Genomic DNA, 19,318 nt, shown 5'->3' on the forward strand with positions numbered 1-19,318 from the left:
TATGCTTGCGAAGAAAGTTTTGCAAGGCAAGCCGAGCTTACGAAGAAAGTTTTGCTAAAGCAAAACTTAAGGAGGAAAGACAACGTGTCAAGAATTGGGGTTATTGGTTACGGCTTTCAAGTGCGGCGGATTCTGAAGATTCTGCAGGAGCAGGACGAGAATTGCCAAATTACGGCGATTGCCGATTTAAGAAGTGAAGCGATCAAGCAAGAGCTTGTTGCTGAAGGTGCTGATGTCTCGGGAATTCGCTTCTACGATAATGCGGATGAGCTGTTGCAGACTCCGGACGATTACGACGGTATTTGTATAGGTACCCGATGCTCTCAGCATACGCCGATGGCGATAAAGGTGATGGCAGCAGGGCTCCCTCTGTATCTGGAAAAGCCGGTGTCCACCACCATGGAGGATCTGGTCAAGCTGCGTGATGCATATCAGCAGTCGAGCAGCCCGGTAGTCGTTTCTTTTCCCTTAAGAGTGACTCATCATGTAAATCTGGTGAAGGAAATCATTGATTCAGGCAAAATAGGCACGGTTGAGCATGTACAAGCCGTGAATAATGTCGCATACGGCGGTGTTTATTACCATTACTGGTACCGGGATGAGCGGGAAACGCAGGGGCTGTTTCTGCAGAAAGCGACCCATGATTTTGACTATATCAATTCCATTCTTGGAGCCAGGCCGATGAAGGTATGTGCTATGACGTCAAAGCAGATTTTCACGGGGAACAAGCCCGCAGGCTTGAAGTGCAAGGATTGCAGCGATCAGGACATATGCCCGGAAAGCCCGCAAAATCTGCGTAAATCGGGAGAAACGCCTTTTGGGGAGTACTGCTGCTTTGCTGTGGATACCGGGAATGAAGATTCGGGCAGCGCATTGGTGCAGTATGAGAGCGGGATGCATGTCAGCTATTCCCAAAACTTTTTCGTGAAAAAGAAAGCCGGAACAAGAGGAGCACGCTTCATGGGCTACAAGGGGACTGTGGAATTTGATTGGGCTACCGATCAAGTGAAGGTGTATATGCATAACACGCCCCGGGTTGAAACGTATTCGATCGACTCTGCAGCAACGGCCAGCGGACATGGCGGCGGCGACAGTACGTTAATGGAAAATTTCAGGATGATTATGAAAGATAGAAGCACTGCTTCGGTAGCACCTCTGGAAGCGGGGCTGGAAAGCGCGCTGATGTGCTTGAAGGCTAAGGAATCGGCACAAACGGGCAGTTTTCGGGATATTGTCTGGCCGGATGCATAAAAAGATGCGTAATAGATAGCGAAATAGTGTCGAAATGTTCGAATCATAGAATCTATAGGGAAGTCCCCATTTTCCTTATAGTCATTATCCCTTTCGCTCAGGAATCAGACGTCTGGTAGATGTCCGTTTGAGAATGGCTTGTTCGGGAACTTTGTAGATAAAGAGAGGGAAGGGGTGTGGGGGGAAGAGCGATAGCGTCCGCATTTAAAGATGTGTTCCTACCGACTCATCCTCATCCATTCAAAGGAACACATCTTTAACAGCGGCTGGAGCCCAATGTTGTCAGGTTACCGAGGGGCAGCGGACGCGAATGGGAAGCCAGTAACTGTAACGGACGCCAGTGTTCCTTAGCGCCTCCCAAAAGCTCAGCTGGAATTCTAACGGACATTATCGCCTCTTACAGCCCTAACGGAGCGTATTTTTCCCTTGTTGAGAGGCTAAGAGTCGCTGATGTCCGTTAGATGGGCGACGGATGAAAAAAACGCGTCTAAGGTGCAACCTTGTCCGTTAGAAATCCGTCCGCTCTCCGCGTGCCGTTGCTCGGGTTGCTCGGCGTATCGCTTGAGAAGTTGCTTAACCTGACAACATTGGCCCACAGCCATTCCCTCCCTCCATGCACCAACGCCATGAACACACACATCAAAGGACGCCACAAGGCATTTTTCTTACTAAAAATCTAAAGAGGTGAAGCAGTATGGAAAAGAAAAGACAGTTGGGTGAAAGTGTTGTGCTTATCCATGAGGACTACCATAAGCTGCGTTATTCGGGTCTGATAAAGTGCATAAGTGTTAGGAGTCACTCGTTTCCAGCAGATGATGGGAATTTAGAATATGAGGAAGGCCGGGATTATCGCATTAACCATCTGGAAGGGACGATCAGCAGGACGCCGGACAGCCGGATTCCGAACTGGGCGAATCATGTTCTGTATGAGAAGGCTGATTTCGATCATAACCTTTATAAGGATTGCAGCAATCGGGCTTATACGATTTGGGTGGATTATGAATATGATCAGGAGGTCAACCCTCCACTGGATGGGCTGGAAGCTCCGGCACAGAGAAGAAAGCTGCAGCGTGTCATCGATAAGTTGGTGGGTGGCAGGAGCATCCGGTATGTGGTCTTCGGCGATAGCATTAGTGCCGGCGGGGATGCCAGCCGGGATGAGGTGGCTTTTTATCAGCTTTTTGCTGATGAGTTAAGAAAATCTTCTAAGCATGCTGATATTGAAGTGATTAACAAAGCTATTGGAGGCGAAAGCAGCGTAGGCGGGTTATCCAGAGTAGAAGCGGATGTCATCTCCCTTCAGCCGGATTTAGTTAGTATTGGCTACGGCATGAACGATCATTGCAGGATGGGGGAGGAGATTTGGAACGGTATACCGCCTGGCTTATTCGAGCGCAATATCAGGCAGATAGTGACAAAGATACAAGAACAAACAGATGCGGAGATCATACTCGTGACACCGTGTATCTCCAATCCCTTGTGGACCCACTCGAGCGGGGATATGGCGATTTATGCGGATATTTTGCTGCGTCTAGGCAGAGAGTGCGGAGTATGTACAGCTGATGTGCATGAGCTCTGGCTTCAGGAGCTATATGCAGGAAAGACGCATGAGAGCTTGCTGCTGAACAACATCAATCATCCGAATGATTATGGACATCAGATCTATGCGCAGGCATTCAGGCACTTGATTTAAACAGACTGAACATATGTTAGAAGCATTGCATGTATTTAAAAGCATTGTATGTAATCCAGAGCGGTAAGGAAGTGACTCCTATGGGCAATATGAATCCTACAAATTCAAACAAGCTTTCTGTACACAATCTTAGAGTAAATGAACTGAGCAGTCCTATGGGAATTGACGAGAGATCGCTTGTTTTCTCCTGGCAGATCAGTAGTTCTTTAAGGGGAGCAAGGCAGCTTTTTTACAGAGTGTTAATCGCTTCAGACGAAGCACGTTTACAGCAGAATAAGGCAGACATATGGGACAGCGGCAAAACAGCAGGAAACTCGCAGCAAGTGCTTTATGAGGGGCCGCATTTAAAAGGTCATACCCGGTATTGGTGGAAGGTAATGATTTGGAACGGGCAGGATGTGCAATCAGAGTCAGCAATCGAGATTTTCGATACCGGACTTTTTAAGGAGGACTGGCAGGCGGCATGGATTTGGAAAGCTGGAGCTGTGCAGATCAACGATTTCGCTTATTTTCGCAAAGAGATTAGCCTGCGCAAGCCTGTCGCCCTGGCCAAAATTTTCGTGTCCGCACATCATTATTTTCAAATGTATGTGAACGGGGCGAGAGTAAGCGGCTATGGATCTCCTGCACCCAGCCATCCGTACAAGCATAAATATTACCTTGCATATGATGTGACCTCTTTGTTGCAGGATGAGTTGAATTGTTTGTCCGCGATCGCTCATTACTTGGGCGGTGAAGGCCAGAACTATATCCAGGCACTGCCGGGGTTTATTTTGCAAATGGAGATTGTCTATGAGGATGGAAGCACTGAAACTGTAGTGACGGATAAATCGTGGGAGACGCTGGATGTCATTCCCCATCAAATCGGCACACCTTATCAACAAAATCGGAAGCTGTCTGCTATTGAAGACTATGATGGACGGAAGCTGCATACGGATTGGATGAGAGCGGGTTTTGCGGAGGGGGTACGCAGCAGGGCTGTTGTGGCAGGAAGGATCGAAGCACAGCAGTGGCCGATGAAATGGCAGCAGATTCCTGAGGGGATTATCGAAAGGACGATTGTGCTGCAGCCTGCGAACAGACAAGAGACCGGTCGTCAAGTATTTGATGCGGGTTTTGTTGTAACAGGCTGGCCGCGTATAACCATCAAGGGAATTCCAGGAGTAACGATTCGTATGCGGTATTCGGAAGACCTGGATGAGCACGGTTATGTGAAGCATAATGTGACGAATGAAGAGTCCGAGACTTATTACGATCAGTATACGATGCGCGGCGATGAAACGGAAACGTGGGAGCCTGATTTTTCCTATAAAGCATTTCGTTATGTGGAGGTAACGGGTTATCCTGAGCTGCTGTCAGCCGAACAAGTCGTTGTCGTTTCTGCTCATACAGCGGTTTCCCATGAGGGCAGCTTTCACTCCTCCAGTGAGCTTTTAAATAAGATGTACGAAGCCTGCATCCAAACGCAGAAAAATAACACATTAGGTCTACTCGTCGATTGCCCGCACAGAGAACAGGCGCAGTTTCTTGCCGATGCGGATCTGCAGGCAGAGACATTGCTTTATAATTTCCAAGGCTCATACCCAGTGCTGGAAAAAGTGCTGAGTGATTTCACTGATGGCCAGCTTGAAAATGGCACGTTTCCCTTCGTCTTTCCGTCGAGCTATACACATCCTGGCTTTAGCGGCTGGATTCCGGAATGGGATCTGCACTTTTGTACGATTCTGTGGAAAGCCTATGAATGGTTCAATGATCCCGGGCTTTTGCAGCGCTATTATGAGCCGGCTAAGCGAATGCTGCTGTTTTATCTGGGTAGTGCTGATGCCAGGCTCGGTCTTATCCCTAAATCTCAGGATCCAACGGACGGGCACATCAGTGATCATCCTCATGCGAACATCGATCAGAGCGGAGATTTCCTCACTGTGCAGAACGCCAAAGTTGCTCATACCCTCGACCTGATGGGCAGAGCTGCAGAGATTCTGGGCTACAAGGCCGATGCGGAATGCATGAACATGCGTCATGAGCATTTGAAAAAGGCGATGCAAACCCACCTGTATGATGCGAAAAATAAACGTTATACGGATTGCTATTTGTCGGAGCAAAGCCATCAAGGAACCCAGGTCGTTGCTCTTCAATATGGTCTTGTTCCTCCTGAGGACCAAGGGGCCGTATTGGATTTTATCAAAAGCCAGGGCCTGGATTGCAGAACGCTGCTATCGTTAAACCTGCTTCAGGTTTTGTTCGACCATCAGGCTGGAGCAGAAGCCTACAGTTTGCTTGCTAAAACCGACTTCCCAAGCTGGGGGTATATGATTGAACAAGGCTCCCTCACGATGTGGGAAGGCTTCCAGGATATCGAATCCCACAGCCATGCATGGAACGCCTATCCGGCTAGAATGATGGTTGAGTACCTGGTCGGCATACAGATGGCCTTGCCTGGCTGGGAGCGGGTTCGCATCAAGCCGTATATACCTGCTGGTATTGAGACTATGGAAGGCACAGTCACTACTGGCAGGGGCAGCCTATACGCCAAATGGGAAGTGGTGCCGGATGGTTTGCAAATGCATGTAGACATTCCTGCGAATACAACGGCAAGTGTTATCATTCCTATACCTGAAGGTATAGCCGAGTGGAAACTTGAGGAGTCCGGCGAAGAATTGAATAGCTGGGAAGAAGTACCCGGCGGTATCGCTGTTGATATTGAATCGGGTAGATACACGTTCAAAGTGAGCTTTTCTGAATAAGCAATAAGGAGGTCGGTCGATAACAATGGAAGCCAAAGCGGTCGTGTTTACAGATAAGATGAAGGTGGCTTTTCAAGCTGTGGAAATTCCCGAGCCAGCCAGGGATCAAGTGCTTATCGATGTGGAGTATTCCTGGATCAGCATTGGCACGGAATCTTCCTTTTTGCGTCAAGAGCGCATTTCGGGTGAAATGGCCTATAAGGAAGGAGACCCGTCTCCCTTTCCACATGTCCCCGGCTACCAAAAAGTAGGCGTAATCAGGGCAATCGGCCCGGACGTTGAAGGCTTGGCTGTGGGTGATTATGTTTTCGCAACGATGGGGGAGGTTAACGGGATGTTTTTCCCGAGTGGTGGACATATCAGTCCATCTCTTACGGACGCCAGTCAGGTATGGAAGTTACCTCAAGGCGCTAATCCCATTGCCTATTCAGGTCTTGTCCTTACCCAGGTAGGCTATAATTGCGGTATGCGGCCGCCTGTTCAGTCTGGGGATGTTGCGGTTGTGATCGGAGATGGGCTTGTCGGGCAGTGGGCTGCTCAGACTTTGCTGCATCGTGGAGCCGAGGTTATCGTGTTAGGCCGGCATGAGGAACGATTGCGATTATTACCCGAGTCCATTAGAGGGATAAATGTCAAAGAGGTACAAGTCACGGAGGCTGTTCAGGCGTACAAAGGAATTAACATTGTTGTGGATTCTGTGGGAGCAATGGATACCTTCTATGAACTGCAGCCATTAATGAAGCAAAACAGTCACTTCGTATCTGCAGGATTTCTGGGCACGACCGGGACCATAGATATTCAAACACTTCGTGCTCAAGAAATTACGCTGTACTGTCCTTCTGGAGGAGACAAAGTAAGGTTGGATGCAACGCTTCAAGGCATTGACGAGGGCTGGTTATTAACGGAGGAGCTCATCACTCACCAATTTTCAGTGGAGCAAGCGGCAGAAGCTTGGGAATTGATTTTGGATAAGCGGCAGTTTTGTCTGGGTGTTGTTTTGAAGTGGAAGTAGCTAATAAGAACAAGGCGGGGCTCAGAAAAAGACAGCAAAAAGAAGGAGAATATAAATGAATGAAGCTAATAAAGTGAATGAAGCGAATGAAGTTAATAAAATTAATAAAGTCCAAGAAAATTCAGGGAAAAATACGATGAAGGCTTTACAGATCATGGGTGTAGAGCAAGCAGAGCTTCAGGAGGTAGCGATACCCGAGCCTGGAGCGGGTCAAGTTCTGGTTAAAGTTAAGGCGGTTACTACATGTCCACAGTGGGATCTGCATGTTTTTTATGGTAAACCGATGGTTGGTGAAGTACCGTTTCCGTTTCCACATACACTTGGACAGCCTGGTCATGAAATGACAGGAACGATTGCCAAATTGGGGGCAGGTTGTACGTTGAAGGTTGGGCAAACCGTCAGTGCGTGGAGAGATCAGGGCTATCACCGGACGGGATGTTATGCAGAATATGTGATTATGGAAGAACAAAACGTTCTAGCTGTCCCAGATTCTCTTCATTACACAAAAGTAGCCTCTCTGGAATTAGCGATGTGTGTAGCGGCAAGTATTTTAAGAATGAAGCAGACGGTAGGGATTTCTGGTAAAAAATGCGGGGTGAACGGACTCGGACCTGCAGGACTGATCGCGGTACAGATGTTGATTGCAGAGGGAGCATCTGAAGTGGTCGGCATTGATCCGAATGAACAGCGGCGGGAATTGGCAAAAAAGCTTGGAGCAAGCGACGCAGTTGTGCCGGATGATGCATCTTTGCAGCTAAGAGGCCAGGCCGGAGCCTTGCAAATCACCATTGATTGCGTGGGTTATCCACAGGCTGTTCACTCGATCATGGACCGTACGGACGAAGCGGTTGCCCTGTTTGCTGTTCAGAGGCATCCTTACGAGCTGTATCATCAGGGCCTTACAGTCCTCGGCTATCCAGGTCACTCCAGGGAAGCTGCCGAATATTCGCTTCAACTGATTATAGATCAAAAGCTGGATATGAGCGTGCTGATCAGCCGCGAGCTTCCCTTCGAGTCCTATAAAGAAGGTGTGGAGCTGCTTCGCAGTCAGGAAGCGATCAAGATTTGTTTCGTGCTGGAATAGGGTCAGTGAACAAGGTTAACGGAACAATGGGGGAATGCTTTGCAGCTTGCTGCGGGTGTTTCCCCTTTTTCGAAAGCAGAATGCTAGGCAGCTCAATTTTAACGATGAAAAACATCGCTAAAGAGCTGAGCTTCAGGGAAATATCTGACTTAACGATGAGAAACATCGCTAAAATCCCGGAATTCAGCTGAAATCGGAAATAATCTCACTTTAACGATGAAAAACATTGTTAAATATCCGATTATCTGTAAAATTCTTCGTATAACGATGTTTTTCATCGTTAAAGTGAAGAATGTTAGATCTACAGAGGAGGAATTCCTCAAACGGAAAGCTGAGACGCCCTGTTTCGCAGCCCTCTAGGTGACAGGCCGTAACGTGCTTTGAAGGCACGTTCAAAATAAGGCAGCGTGTTAAACCCTGAGGCAAAGCAAATTTCTGTAATGGGGAGAGAGGTCGTGCTGATGAGTGATTTGGCGAACTGGAGTCTCATGTCTCGCACGTAAGCCTGAAAGGTGAAACCGGTTTGTTTGCTGAAGCTTTCGCTGAAATAATTGGCAGATAAACCAGCTAACTGGGCTACTTCTGCCAACAAGAGAGGATTGCGGAAATGATGCTGCAAGTAAAGAAGCGCCTTTCGAATGGACGGATGGACAGGCAGCAATGTTTCCACTCCCACTTTCACTTCCGCTCCCGCCATTTCTCCCGCCACCGCCACCGCTTCCTCTTGCATGTTTTCCACGGGCAACGTGCAGCTGCGGGACAGGTCGACCAACAAGCGCTCGATACAGCCTTTGACGATTATTCCGCTATGCTCCTGCCACGCCGCTGATTCATTCAGAATACGCTCATATTCCCGTTCGGCCTCCACATATGCTTCTGGCTCCAATAAACAAATATATTCTTTTCTGCGCTCAAACAACTGCTCAGAGAGCTCTTCCGAGATCATGCCTTCGGTAAAAATCAGATTGTACAGCTGAAGCGTCTGCCCGGGGTCGGGCGTAATCTGATGAAAATCCGCTGGCGTCAACAGAAAAGTATGTCCCCGTTCCAAGCGGAGAGGAGTCCCGTTAATTTTGTGCACACCGGTTCCAGACACGACAAGCCCCAGCTCGAAAAATTGATGCCAATGCGTGTCGATGTTCTGGTCGAGGGTATGCCGAAACATGCGAAAGTTGGAAGGTGTATCCACATATTGATTGATCTGCAGCCGCTCCGGTATGTCTCGAATCGTCATTCATCCACCTCCTTATTCAACACGTATTCAATTTGAACAATCGGTTCTTCCAATTCCGTTCTACTTGAGGCCATACGTTTAACCATATATGAATCTAATGTACGTTTGTGTACTATACATTTACTACACGTTTACATACTACACGTTTACAAATTCGCTGCCCGCAAGATCCTTGCCCCGCGCAAGCCAGATCTTAAAGCCTGGATTTTTCTCCGGGATCACCCGAGCTTCTGTAGAAAAGTATCTCATTGTATAGCCGCAGCGGCGGTATGGACTCGTATTGGCTGTGGCGCCGTGATAAATCCGTGAATCGTGCAAGGAGCATTCTCCTGGCTCAAGCTCGAAGTAGACGGCTTTGGATTCGTCGATATGTTTAATTTTCGTAGGGAAAATGTTCTTATCCTCATCTACGCTTTCATATTCCGAGAAGCCGTTATGATGAGTACCCGGGATGACTCGCATACAGCCGTTCTCGCGGTTGCTTCGATCAATGGCCAGCCAGACCGTAACAATTTTATCAAAGCGGGAAAGTCTTCCTTGCCAATAGGCAGAATCCTCATGCCAAGGCGTCTGTTTACCGGTATAAGGCTCTTTACTAATAAAATGGCTGGACCACAGCCCGATATTGGGCCCGATAATCGGCTCTACCAAATCAAGAACCTCGTCAGACAACAGAAACTCAAGCAAGCGCTCATCGCGAAAATGAGGAGTATCCAGCTCGCTGTTCAGCTTTTTGCCAACCATCGCCCACTGCTCTTCGAAAATATCGGTTAATCTGTGCATTTTCTGCGCTTCGAATAACGGCTTCCGATGGAGCGCGTACCCGTTACTCCTGTATCCCTCAAGCTGCTCCTCTGTCAATGTTCTATCTTCAGACATTTTCACATACCTCCCATAAAGTTGTGCATCCGGCCTTCACTTTTATTATGGAGACAAGGGAAGCATAAATCTTTGCCTCATTACGGAAAAAGTATGCTTTATATCGGAATTTATATCGGAAGCTGATCAAACCGCCTTACAACTTTACCCTCGCGGTGCTGTCCCTGACGATTAAGTCAGGAGCAATCATTGATTCAGCAGCATGCTGCTCACCCCGCGATAGCTGGAAGATCACTTTTGCAGCCTGGGCGCCGAACTTGAACGTATTTTGATTTACTGTTGTTAGACGAGGAAGGGTGTATGCTGTAAATGGTTGTCCATCGTACCCGATAATGCTGATATCTTCAGGCACACGGTATTTCTGATCCTGGGCTGCATATAACGCGCCGAGCGCTTTATAGTCGCTGCCTGCGAAAATAGCAGTTGGCGGATCAGCCAGTGACATGAAATGCATGAACCCTTCGTACCCTGACTGCGTATCCTCTTCCTGAGCATCATTCACAAAGATCAGCTCTGGCGAAAATTCAACGTTAAAGCTGCTTAAGGCCATCCGGTATCCCTGCAGCCGCAGAGCAAATTCGGTATTAATATCAAAATACGAGCGCCCTGTTAAAATAACACCTATTTTCCTATGTCCGAGAGACAGCAGATGCTGTGTAGCCAGAAATCCTCCGGTCACATTGTCGCCAACGATATAAGGGAGGTTCAGGTGCGGGAAATAAAATTGTATAGTCACAAGCGAACGTTTCTCATGCTCCCAACGCTCTAATGTATCGAGCAATTCAGCGCTTAGATTATGCAGAACATCAAATATAATAAATCCGGACTCCGGTTCATTGGGCAGCTCAAAGTGTTTATCAATGCCCAGTAGATGAAAATCAGTGCCGTTCTCCGCACAAATTTGTTTAATGCCTTCGAACATTGAAAGATAAAAACTTTGATTCAGCAAAGTGATCTTGGATTGTTGATGGACAAAATAAATTTTGTCTAATAGGCGGCTTGACCCTGGATCAGGTGCAACAGACGGGTTTGTTCCAATAAAGCTGCCCTTTTTGCGGATGCGATAAATGAAACCTTCGTCAGCCAGTATGGAGAGAGCCTTGCGCATGGTCATTTCACTCGTTTTATAGATACGGGATAACTCAATTTGGGAGGGAAGTGGATCATTCGGTTTAAGCTCGCCCAGCATGATCTTATTTTTGAAATCGTCGATAATTTGTTGATATAGGGGGACGCCTTTTTGTGCCTTCATTTCATGCTGCACTCCTTTGAGGATGTGAATTAAAGATGCAATTTTCTTTTATTAAAGATGTTTACAATTTTATTATAAGCAAATATAATCGTTAAAGATACTATTTTTGTGAAAAATATTAAGGACATATCTTTAATTTTGTGGGAGGGGAGCGAAGGCTGCATTTGTATGTGCAATTGAATTTGTATGCGTTTTCAGTTATTTTTCCAGGCATTCGATTGGCGATTATTTTTTTTGAAAATGAACCCAATTACAGAAAGCAGGTGGAATGATGATGAAGAAAAGATACAAGTTATTGGCATTTTTTACGCTATTGCTCTCCCTTTCTCTTGTGTTAGCAGCCCTTTCCACGCAAGCCTTGGCGGGGGATACACAACATGTGTCCACGACAGCGTCAATCACAACAGGCAAGATTTCAGACGAGAAATACCCCATCGGCATTTATTGGCCGCCTACACCTGAGTACACAACGCCCGCACAGTATGATCTGATCAAGGAAGCTGGAATCAATACAATTGAAGTGCCTAACATACCGGGATACCTTGCCGTCAGGAATGATGCAATTCTTGATTATGCAGCGGCCCGCGGAATGAAAGCCTTTGTTCCTCCATCAGAGGCGATGGGCGCTAATGCGATGGCACTTACTGACGATCAGCTTCAAGCGTATGTGAATCAATATAAAGATCATCCGGGCTTGGGCGGCTATTTTATTATGGATGAGCCAGGACCGGCTGTAATGAGCGAGGCAGCGCGCATATATAAAAAAATTGCCGAGCTCGATCCGAACCATCACCCCCATGTGAACATGCTGCCCTTCACCAATTTATTTCAACAGTGGGTAGATCTTGTAGGCGCAGATAAGTTGAATTATTTGGCCACGGATTTTTATCCCTATATCGTGAAGCCTGGTGGCGGTACGGCGATTAAACCCGATTTCTATTCGTTTCTGGATGAACTGAGAAAGACAGGCTTGAAAAATAACGTCAAAACAAGCAATTACCTGCAGTCAGTCGGCATAGACGGTTATCTTGTGAGACCGGATGCCAACAGAATGAGGCACGATGTTTACTCCAATTTGTCCTATGGTGTCAAAGGCTTGACCTGGTTCACCTGGTGGTCGCCTGGCAATACCGGTGTGGAGAAATTTTCAGATGAAGCTATTGTCACTAAAAATGGGATGAAATCCGATCTGTATGAGCCTGTCAAAGAGCTGAACAGACAGATCACTACGCTTGGCCCAACACTGCTGAGGTTAAATGCTGTAGAGGTTTATCACGCAGGACAAATGCCTGATGGAACGGTAAAGGTTCCTGCTGATTATTTTTTTAAACTGATTCCGGATGATAAGGGCAAGGAAACACAGACGATTATTTCACATATGGTGGACGCCGAAAGCGGCAGAAATTACATTATGGCCGTCAACAGAACCTTGGCCCAGACGTACGACTTATCCTTCAAGCTGGATCCATCATGGAAAATTAAAGAAGTGACCGAAGTCTCCAAGAAGACAGGCAAGGAGATTCCAACCGATTACAATCCCACAACAGGTGTTCTAAAAGGAAACTTCCTGCCAGGGGAAGGAAAATTGTATGCACTTGACCCTGATTTTACATACCAGGCTTCTAAGGCTGTAGGTAATGACACACCTGGAAATCCGAGTACAGAACCCGTTTACGGTCCCTATACGAACCTGGCCTTGCAAAAGCATGTAACGGCAACAAGTTCTTATGACACTGGCGGATGGGGCTTGTGGCAAATTGTTGATGGCGTAAATATGGACGGTCTCTCACATGGGTCGAATTTTGGCTGGTCAAGTCTTGGCGATATTTATAGGAATCATACAGATTCAGTGACCATTGATTTGGGTGGACTGTATCCGGTTGATCAGGTTAAATTATTTCCGACTATGGGGGCTGGATATTTTCCGAAGCAATATAACATTCAGGTATCCGAGGATCTAATTAATTGGCAAACGGTAATAACGTCCTCTGAACAACCTTTTGATAATGATCAGCTTATAAAAGATGCAGTAGTGCACGGATTTACTCCAACATCTGCACGCTATGTGAAGACAGAAGTAACGGATATGGTGCAAGCCGCCGAGGTCCACGCCCAGTTTGCTGAAATTGAAATTTATGCCAGAACGATATCGCCCTTATCTGTAAGCTCGGATTCCAAAATATTAATTGCCCATAAACCGGCTCCTCTTACCGTGAAAAAATGGAATGCAGCAGGAGAGCTAGTGAATGTGGCGGGTGAGAACGTGACCTTTGTCAGCAAAAATGAAGCTGTTGCAACCGTAGATGCAGGCGGAGTTGTGACGGGTTTAACATCGGGTCAGACCCAGATCACGGTAACTGTAACAGATGGTGTTTATGGTCCTAGCGAAAGCATAGATTATGGTATAGAAGTTATTGCCTTCCCGCAACCTTGGGATGCATCGTTTATAGGCTCAGCAAGTGGAAGATTACTGTCATCTCCACCGGACACGTTCACGATCAACTCTACTGGCAAAGGGCTGGGGAAAGGATATGCCTACATCAAGCAACCATTGGACATAAGTGAACCGTTAGTACTAACGACAACTTTGAACCAGTTGTATCAAACCAATGAAGCAGGTGGAATGGACGGACGTGCGGGGCTGCTCATAAGCAGTGATAATCCGGCAGAAAATGTTTTTCTTTCGGCCAATGCCAGTGGCAGGTTAACTTTAGTGACTGGATCTCAGGTAGTACTCGGAGATTATGTGAATTTTCCAGCTGAATTGGCACTGATTAAAGACGGGAATTCTTATTCAGGATATTACAAGAAAGCGGGGAAATGGGTTCCTTTCAATAACACCCAGGCACAATCCACCTCATCCGGTAATATGGGCGGAGCACTAACGTGGGGAGTTGCCACTTTTTCCAATTCGGACACCCTGCATAACCAGGCTCAATTTTCCGGGACCAAAAGTTATCCAGGGATGAGCGCGGACATAAGGGCCTTGCTTTCCTATCCGAAGATGCCGATTGATGCTCAGCAGCAGATTGTTATTTTGGGAACAACTAAAGAAGGCTTTCCAGCGGCTGTTCCAGCTAATTATGAGATGGCTTATAAAAGCAGTAATTCAGATATTGCTACAGTAGACGAGAATGGAACGATTCAAGCTATAAAGGCTGGAACTATCCAAATTACGGTAACTGTATCAGATAGCGGCAATGTAAGAGCTGTACTCACTGTGGACCTAGAAGTTCAACCAGCAACCTGGACGGATGAGATCGAAGAGGTGGATCACGGAAGCCCATTTGAAGTGAGAGATGCTGTGTTTAAAGATTTCGAGGGCAATGTTATCGATCGTTTGATTGGCAGAGACTTTGTTAAGGCCTATGCAACTTTGCATAATAAGTCGGACCAAGCCCAAACGGCCACCATTATCACAGCCTTATACGATTCGAAAGGGGCCATGGTCAACTTATCTTATTTGGAGCACACCGTTCAAGGTGGTGGCACCGATTATCTCAATGCCGGTTTTCGGCTGCCCGAGGAAACAAAGGGGTTCGTGCTTAAGATGTTTGTATGGGATACGCTGAACCAAATGACACCTTGGTCAAACGAAGTCTCACTGAAAAATGAGGTGGAGTAGGATGAGGAAAGCAGTCAACTATATGTTGCTGGTTGTTGGGATGTTTGTGCTTTCTGCATCCAGCGTGTTTGCGAGTACAGATCAGACTAGTCTGACGGAACAAACAAGTCAAACCGCGCAGACTAGACATATCAATCAGACTAGTCAAACGGAAATGGCACCGACGAGGATTCAAGCTGCGGGGTATTGGAACGCGCAATCCTATATAGCTCATATCGAAGGGACTATTACGAGCGGGGAAGGGCGATGGATCACTTTATCTGTCCATAGTCCTTCAGGCAAGCTGTTCTATATTGATCAAACTACGAGTGGAGCAGGCGGGAAATTTGTATTTGACTTTCCGATCGATAAGCTTGAAACGTACAGCTTTTCGGTGAATGGGAGCGGGGCTGCAGAGAAGTTTCAGGGAACGATCAGCAAACAAACACCTACAGATCCTGTAGATCCCGTGGATCCCGTAGATCCTACAGATCCGGGGAATCCTCCAGGTCCAGGAAATCCACCTGGCCCATCAGGTACTGCTGGTGGCGATACAGGAAAGGAAACCCATTCAGCCGACGTCTGGAATGTATCGCTTGATGAACTGAATGAAGCCATTCGTCTTGCGGCTGATAAGGTTGTTAGCCTTGAACTATCAAAAGAAATCAGTGAAGTGAACCTGCCAGCCGAGGCGATGGAGAAGCTGTTAGGACTAAGTCTGGTTTTCAAGCAAGGGGAGCTGCTGGTGCGGGTGAATGATCTAGCAGATCTCTTTCCTCAAGTTACTGGAGATCAGCTTGAGGGAGCTAGCATTGTGTTTTCTGTAAAACGTACAGCAGGCAGGGAAAATCCCGTAAGCTTTGAGAAGAACTTGAAGTATGTCTTGGCGGGGGATGTATATCAACTTAAGCTGTATCTTAAAACGAAAACAGGAAAAGAAATCCCTTTTTCGGGAGCGTCCGTCTCTGTGAGTTTGCCATACAGTCATCCTGCGATTGAAGAGCTGCTGGGCATTTATCATTACAATGAAACAAGCGGACAATGGAATTACAAGGGAGGGGAGGTTGATTCGGTCAAGCGGACTGTAACGGCAAGGCTTACCAGCTTTAGCCAGTATGCTGTGATCGAATATGACAAAAGCTTTGACGATGTGGCAAACAGCCACTGGGCGTGGAAGGCAGTTCACACGCTTGCTGCCAAGCACATTATTAAAGGAATTGATGAGACTCACTACGCACTCACTAATAACGTGACGCGGGCAGAATTCGCCGCCCTGCTCGTTCGGCTGTTGAAGCTGGAGTCAGTTGGACAGTCACCGTTCCACGATGTGCAGAATAATGAATGGTTTGCCCGGGAAGTGACCGCAGCCTACGAAGCGGGAATAATCCAGGGGCGCACCAACGAACTTTTTGCTCCGAGCGAGCCAGTAACCAGGGAGGAAATGGCAGTCATGCTAGCCCGATCGATCGACCTTTCGCAGAATCAGCCTGTATCAGACAGAGCTTTCAAGGACAGCAGCCATATATCCGCTTGGGCACTTGATGCAGTACAAACATTGTCCAAACATAACATAATCGAGGGAGACGATCAGGGCAACTTCAATCCGGGTCATTTGCTCACTCGTGCAGAAGCGGCACAGGCCATTTATAACTTATCGTTGAAGGTGAACATGGATAAATAAATAGGCAGGCAGCGCAGAATCTAAACTGTGCCTGAGGGGTTAAAACACTCTTTTAATGATGAAAAACATCACTAAGGAGCCCAATTTATTGTGAATCTCCCACTTAGAGATGAAAAACATCATTAAAAGCTCTGAATTCAGCGAAAAAGGAAGCTCCACGCTTCGTTAACGATGAAAATCATCGCTATTGCACCAAATTTACGAATTATGCCTGCCATAGCGATGAAAAACATCGTTAAGCTCGGGATGCGCTCGGATTATGATGAAGGATCAGGTGCGCTTAAGGCGAATCGATGATTAGAGACATAGAGACATTAGAGACATTGACACATAGACAGATGGAGGGATTTGCCTTGAAAAAGCTTCACTTGCTCAGTAATGCACACTTGGATCCGGTATGGCAGTGGGAATGGGAGGAAGGTGCGGCAGCGGCGGTTTCGACTTTTCGCGCGGCAGCTGAATTTTGCGAGGAATATGAGGGTTATGTGTTTAATCACAATGAGGTCATATTGTACAAATGGGTGGAAGAATATGAGCCGGCCTTGTTTGAGCGAATCAGGCAGCTGGTTGCCAAAGGCAAGTGGAATATAATGGGGGGCTGGTATCTTCAGCCGGACTGCAATATGCCCTCTGGGGAATCGTTCGTCCGTCAGATTTTAACCGGTAAAAGCTATTTCAGGGAAAAGTTCGGTGTGGAGCCTACAACGGCAATCAATTTCGATTCATTTGGGCATACCAGGGGGCTGGTACAAATTCTTCAGCAGGCGGGTTACGATTCCTATATTTTTATGCGTCCCAATGATTTCAAAGGAGTTTCCGAAAGAGATTTTATATGGAGCGGCTTTAATGGCAGTGAGGTAATGGCTCATAAGATTATTGGCGGTTATAATACCTTACTCGGTCAAGCGCATGAGAAAATTCGTGAATGGCTGCAGGAGAATGAGGAGGAAAAAACTGGTCTTATTTTATGGGGAGTGGGCAATCATGGAGGGGGGCCATCCCGTCTGGATATCACGAAAATCGGTGAACTGATGGAGCAGACCGAATCTTTCGAGATTGTCCATTCGACGCCTGAATCCTATTTTCAAGAGTTGAAAAGTATGAAGGAATTGCCTCGTTTCGAGGGGGATCTGAATCCGTTTTTTGTGGGCTGCTATACTTCGCTCATTCGGATCAAGCAGCTGCATCGCCGGTTGGAGAATGAACTGTACATGACAGAGAAAATGCTTTCGGCCGCTGCCATGCAAGGTCTGCTTACGTATCCATCCGCTGAGCTGCATGAAGCATTATGCGATTTGTTGACCTCGCAGTTTCATGATATTTTGCCGGGCAGTTGTGTGCAGCCTGCTGAAGAAGCTTCGCTGCGCTTGATGGAGCATGGTTTAGAGATTTTGGCACGCTTGAAGGCACGCGCTTTTTTCGCGCTTGCAAAGGGTCAGCCTAAGGCAGCGCTGAAGGAGTATCCTATTCTTATTTATAATCCTCATCCATTTCCGGTCAGAGGCATTTTCGAATGTGAATTTATGCTGGAGGATCAGAACTGGAAGGATCAGGTTTCACTTCCAACCGTGGTGCAAAGCGGAGTCGAGGTCCCTTCCCAGCTGGAGAAGGAGCATAGCAACCTGAATCTGGATTGGCGCAAAAGGGTTGTGTTTGAAGCGGAGCTTGCGCCTTCCACGATGAACCGGTTCGATTGCCGGATCGATGTGCTGGAAAGCAAACCGGCTCCACTGCTTAAGGAGGAGGGAGGCGCATTCAAATTTATAACACAAGATTTGCAGGTTGTAATCAATGCAAAAACCGGACAAATAGACGAATATGCCGCACGCGGAATCCCTTATTTCCGGGAAGGCGCCTTTACTCCTCTGGTGCTGGATGACATTGCAGATTCCTGGAAGATGGATGGCCATGCTTTTTCACCTGTCAGCGGTCGCTTCGAGTTGATGGATCAGGAAGCAGGAAGCCGCTTTTCCGGTGTGAAGCAAGCACTGCCCTCTGTTCGCGTTGTCGAGGATGGAGAAATCCGTACCGTTATTGAAGCGCTGCTCCATTACAATCAATCTTCGATTTGTATGACCTATAAGCTGCCCAAGAAAGGAACGGAAATTGAGGTACAGCTGCGGGTGTATTGGCATGAAAAAGATAAAATGCTGAAGCTCTCGATTCCAACATGGATGCGCAATGGGGTTTATTGTGGGCAGACTGCCTTCGGCATCAGTGAGTTGGCTGACAATGGCGATGAAACGGTTTCGCAGAAATGGGTATCCGTGCAATCCGCCGATAGCGACCAGGCGCTGACCTGTATCAATAACGGCACTTATGGTTCAGATTATCGGGATGGAGAGATTCGCCTGTCCCTGCTGCGCAGTTCCGCTTATTGCGCACATCCGATCAAGGAGCGTCCTATTGTGCCGCAGGATCGTTTTATGCCGAGGATGGATCAGGGAGAACGGATCTATACGTTTTGGGTGAATGGCGGAAAGCTTGCACAGCGGCAGGAACAAGTGGATCGGGAGGCTGTCATTCATAATGAAAGGCCTTATGCCTTATCTTTTTTTCCGTCAGGGGATGGGGTGAAGGGGGAGCCGGCTCTCATACTCGAAGACGATATAGTACAGCTTAGCGCATTCAAAAAGCAGGAGAATGGAGATGGATACATCCTTAGAATTTTTGAACCGACCGGCAGTGCAAGAGCAACTGCGATCTCAATTCCTGTCTTTGGTATTCGCAAGGAAGTTCAACTGAACGGTTTTGAATTTAAAACCTTCGAGCTTGACCCCATAATGGGTAGCTTGACTGAAGTTGGCATGTGTGAACGCTGACTATCCCGGTAAGTTGTGAGAAATACGCCCTTTATGGACGTCCTTAGAGGAGCGTGTTCATA

At 47.2% G+C, this 19,318-nt stretch carries 11 protein-coding genes; 8 read left to right on the plus strand and 3 right to left on the minus strand.

All coding sequences use genetic code 11. The features are described from left to right. The first annotated feature begins 84 nt into the window (after positions 1–84). The 5 genes from J2Z66_RS29660 (at position 85) to J2Z66_RS29680 (ending at position 7,784) form a co-directional block, all read left to right on the plus strand. Complete coding sequence (locus J2Z66_RS29660) at positions 85–1,251, plus strand: Gfo/Idh/MocA family protein (RefSeq protein ID WP_209976378.1); 1,167 nt, start codon at positions 85–87, stop codon at positions 1,249–1,251. A 694-nt stretch (positions 1,252–1,945) separates the two neighbouring features. Next, the gene (locus J2Z66_RS29665; protein ID WP_209976379.1) at positions 1,946–2,944 is read left to right on the plus strand and encodes an SGNH/GDSL hydrolase family protein; all 999 of its coding nucleotides are present in this window, start codon (positions 1,946–1,948) and stop codon (positions 2,942–2,944) included. Positions 2,945–2,973: 29 nt separating this feature from the next. Next, complete coding sequence (locus tag J2Z66_RS29670; protein WP_209976380.1) at positions 2,974–5,688, plus strand: family 78 glycoside hydrolase catalytic domain; 2,715 nt, start codon at positions 2,974–2,976, stop codon at positions 5,686–5,688. A 25-nt stretch (positions 5,689–5,713) separates the two neighbouring features. Further along, entirely contained in the window at positions 5,714–6,700 is a 987-nt protein-coding gene (locus J2Z66_RS29675) for a zinc-binding dehydrogenase (RefSeq protein ID WP_209976381.1), read from the plus strand. Between the two features lie 55 nt (positions 6,701–6,755). Beyond that, positions 6,756–7,784, plus strand: coding sequence for a zinc-dependent alcohol dehydrogenase (locus J2Z66_RS29680; protein ID WP_209976382.1), 1,029 nt, complete (start codon positions 6,756–6,758; stop codon positions 7,782–7,784). Between the two features lie 319 nt (positions 7,785–8,103). On the opposite strand, the gene J2Z66_RS29685 is transcribed toward J2Z66_RS29680, so the two are convergent. The 3 genes from J2Z66_RS29685 to J2Z66_RS29695 all read right to left on the minus strand — a co-directional run bounded on the left by J2Z66_RS29685 (position 8,104) and on the right by J2Z66_RS29695 (position 11,149). Further along, positions 8,104–9,018: an AraC family transcriptional regulator gene (locus J2Z66_RS29685; RefSeq protein WP_209976383.1), complete on the minus strand. Its 915-nt coding sequence runs from the start codon at positions 9,016–9,018 to the stop codon at positions 8,104–8,106. A 138-nt stretch (positions 9,019–9,156) separates the two neighbouring features. After that, positions 9,157–9,897, minus strand: a complete 741-nt coding sequence (locus J2Z66_RS29690; RefSeq protein WP_209976384.1) for a phytanoyl-CoA dioxygenase family protein — start codon at positions 9,895–9,897, stop codon at positions 9,157–9,159. Positions 9,898–10,033: 136 nt separating this feature from the next. Continuing rightward, positions 10,034–11,149 (minus strand): GntR family transcriptional regulator, encoded by a 1,116-nt coding sequence (locus J2Z66_RS29695; RefSeq protein WP_209976385.1) that lies wholly within the window; start codon positions 11,147–11,149, stop codon positions 10,034–10,036. A 274-nt stretch (positions 11,150–11,423) separates the two neighbouring features. Between J2Z66_RS29695 and J2Z66_RS29700 the strand changes: the two genes are divergently transcribed. From J2Z66_RS29700 to J2Z66_RS29710, 3 genes are all read left to right on the plus strand, one after another. Further along, entirely contained in the window at positions 11,424–14,774 is a 3,351-nt protein-coding gene (locus J2Z66_RS29700; protein WP_209976386.1) for an Ig-like domain-containing protein, read from the plus strand. Position 14,775: 1 nt separating this feature from the next. After that, the gene (locus tag J2Z66_RS29705) at positions 14,776–16,434 is read left to right on the plus strand and encodes an S-layer homology domain-containing protein (protein ID WP_209976387.1); all 1,659 of its coding nucleotides are present in this window, start codon (positions 14,776–14,778) and stop codon (positions 16,432–16,434) included. Positions 16,435–16,787: 353 nt separating this feature from the next. After that, on the plus strand, positions 16,788–19,256 hold the full coding sequence (locus J2Z66_RS29710) for a glycoside hydrolase family 38 N-terminal domain-containing protein (protein WP_209976388.1): 2,469 nt from the start codon (positions 16,788–16,790) through the stop codon (positions 19,254–19,256). Positions 19,257–19,318 lie beyond the last annotated feature (62 nt).

Origin of the sequence: Paenibacillus eucommiae (assembly GCF_017874215.1) — a bacterium.
Lineage (GTDB): Bacteria > Bacillota > Bacilli > Paenibacillales > NBRC-103111 > Paenibacillus_AI > Paenibacillus_AI eucommiae.

Coding starts and splice junctions, on each gene's coding strand:
- J2Z66_RS29695 (WP_209976385.1), bottom strand. CDS start 11,149: ATGAAGGCACAAAAAGGCGTCCCCCTATATCAACAAATTATCGACGAT.
- J2Z66_RS29705 (WP_209976387.1), top strand. CDS start 14,776: ATGAGGAAAGCAGTCAACTATATGTTGCTGGTTGTTGGGATGTTTGTG.
- J2Z66_RS29675 (WP_209976381.1), top strand. CDS start 5,714: ATGGAAGCCAAAGCGGTCGTGTTTACAGATAAGATGAAGGTGGCTTTT.
- J2Z66_RS29665 (WP_209976379.1), top strand. CDS start 1,946: ATGGAAAAGAAAAGACAGTTGGGTGAAAGTGTTGTGCTTATCCATGAG.
- J2Z66_RS29700 (WP_209976386.1), top strand. CDS start 11,424: ATGAAGAAAAGATACAAGTTATTGGCATTTTTTACGCTATTGCTCTCC.
- J2Z66_RS29680 (WP_209976382.1), top strand. CDS start 6,756: ATGAATGAAGCTAATAAAGTGAATGAAGCGAATGAAGTTAATAAAATT.
- J2Z66_RS29670 (WP_209976380.1), top strand. CDS start 2,974: ATGTATTTAAAAGCATTGTATGTAATCCAGAGCGGTAAGGAAGTGACT.
- J2Z66_RS29685 (WP_209976383.1), bottom strand. CDS start 9,018: ATGACGATTCGAGACATACCGGAGCGGCTGCAGATCAATCAATATGTG.
- J2Z66_RS29690 (WP_209976384.1), bottom strand. CDS start 9,897: ATGTCTGAAGATAGAACATTGACAGAGGAGCAGCTTGAGGGATACAGG.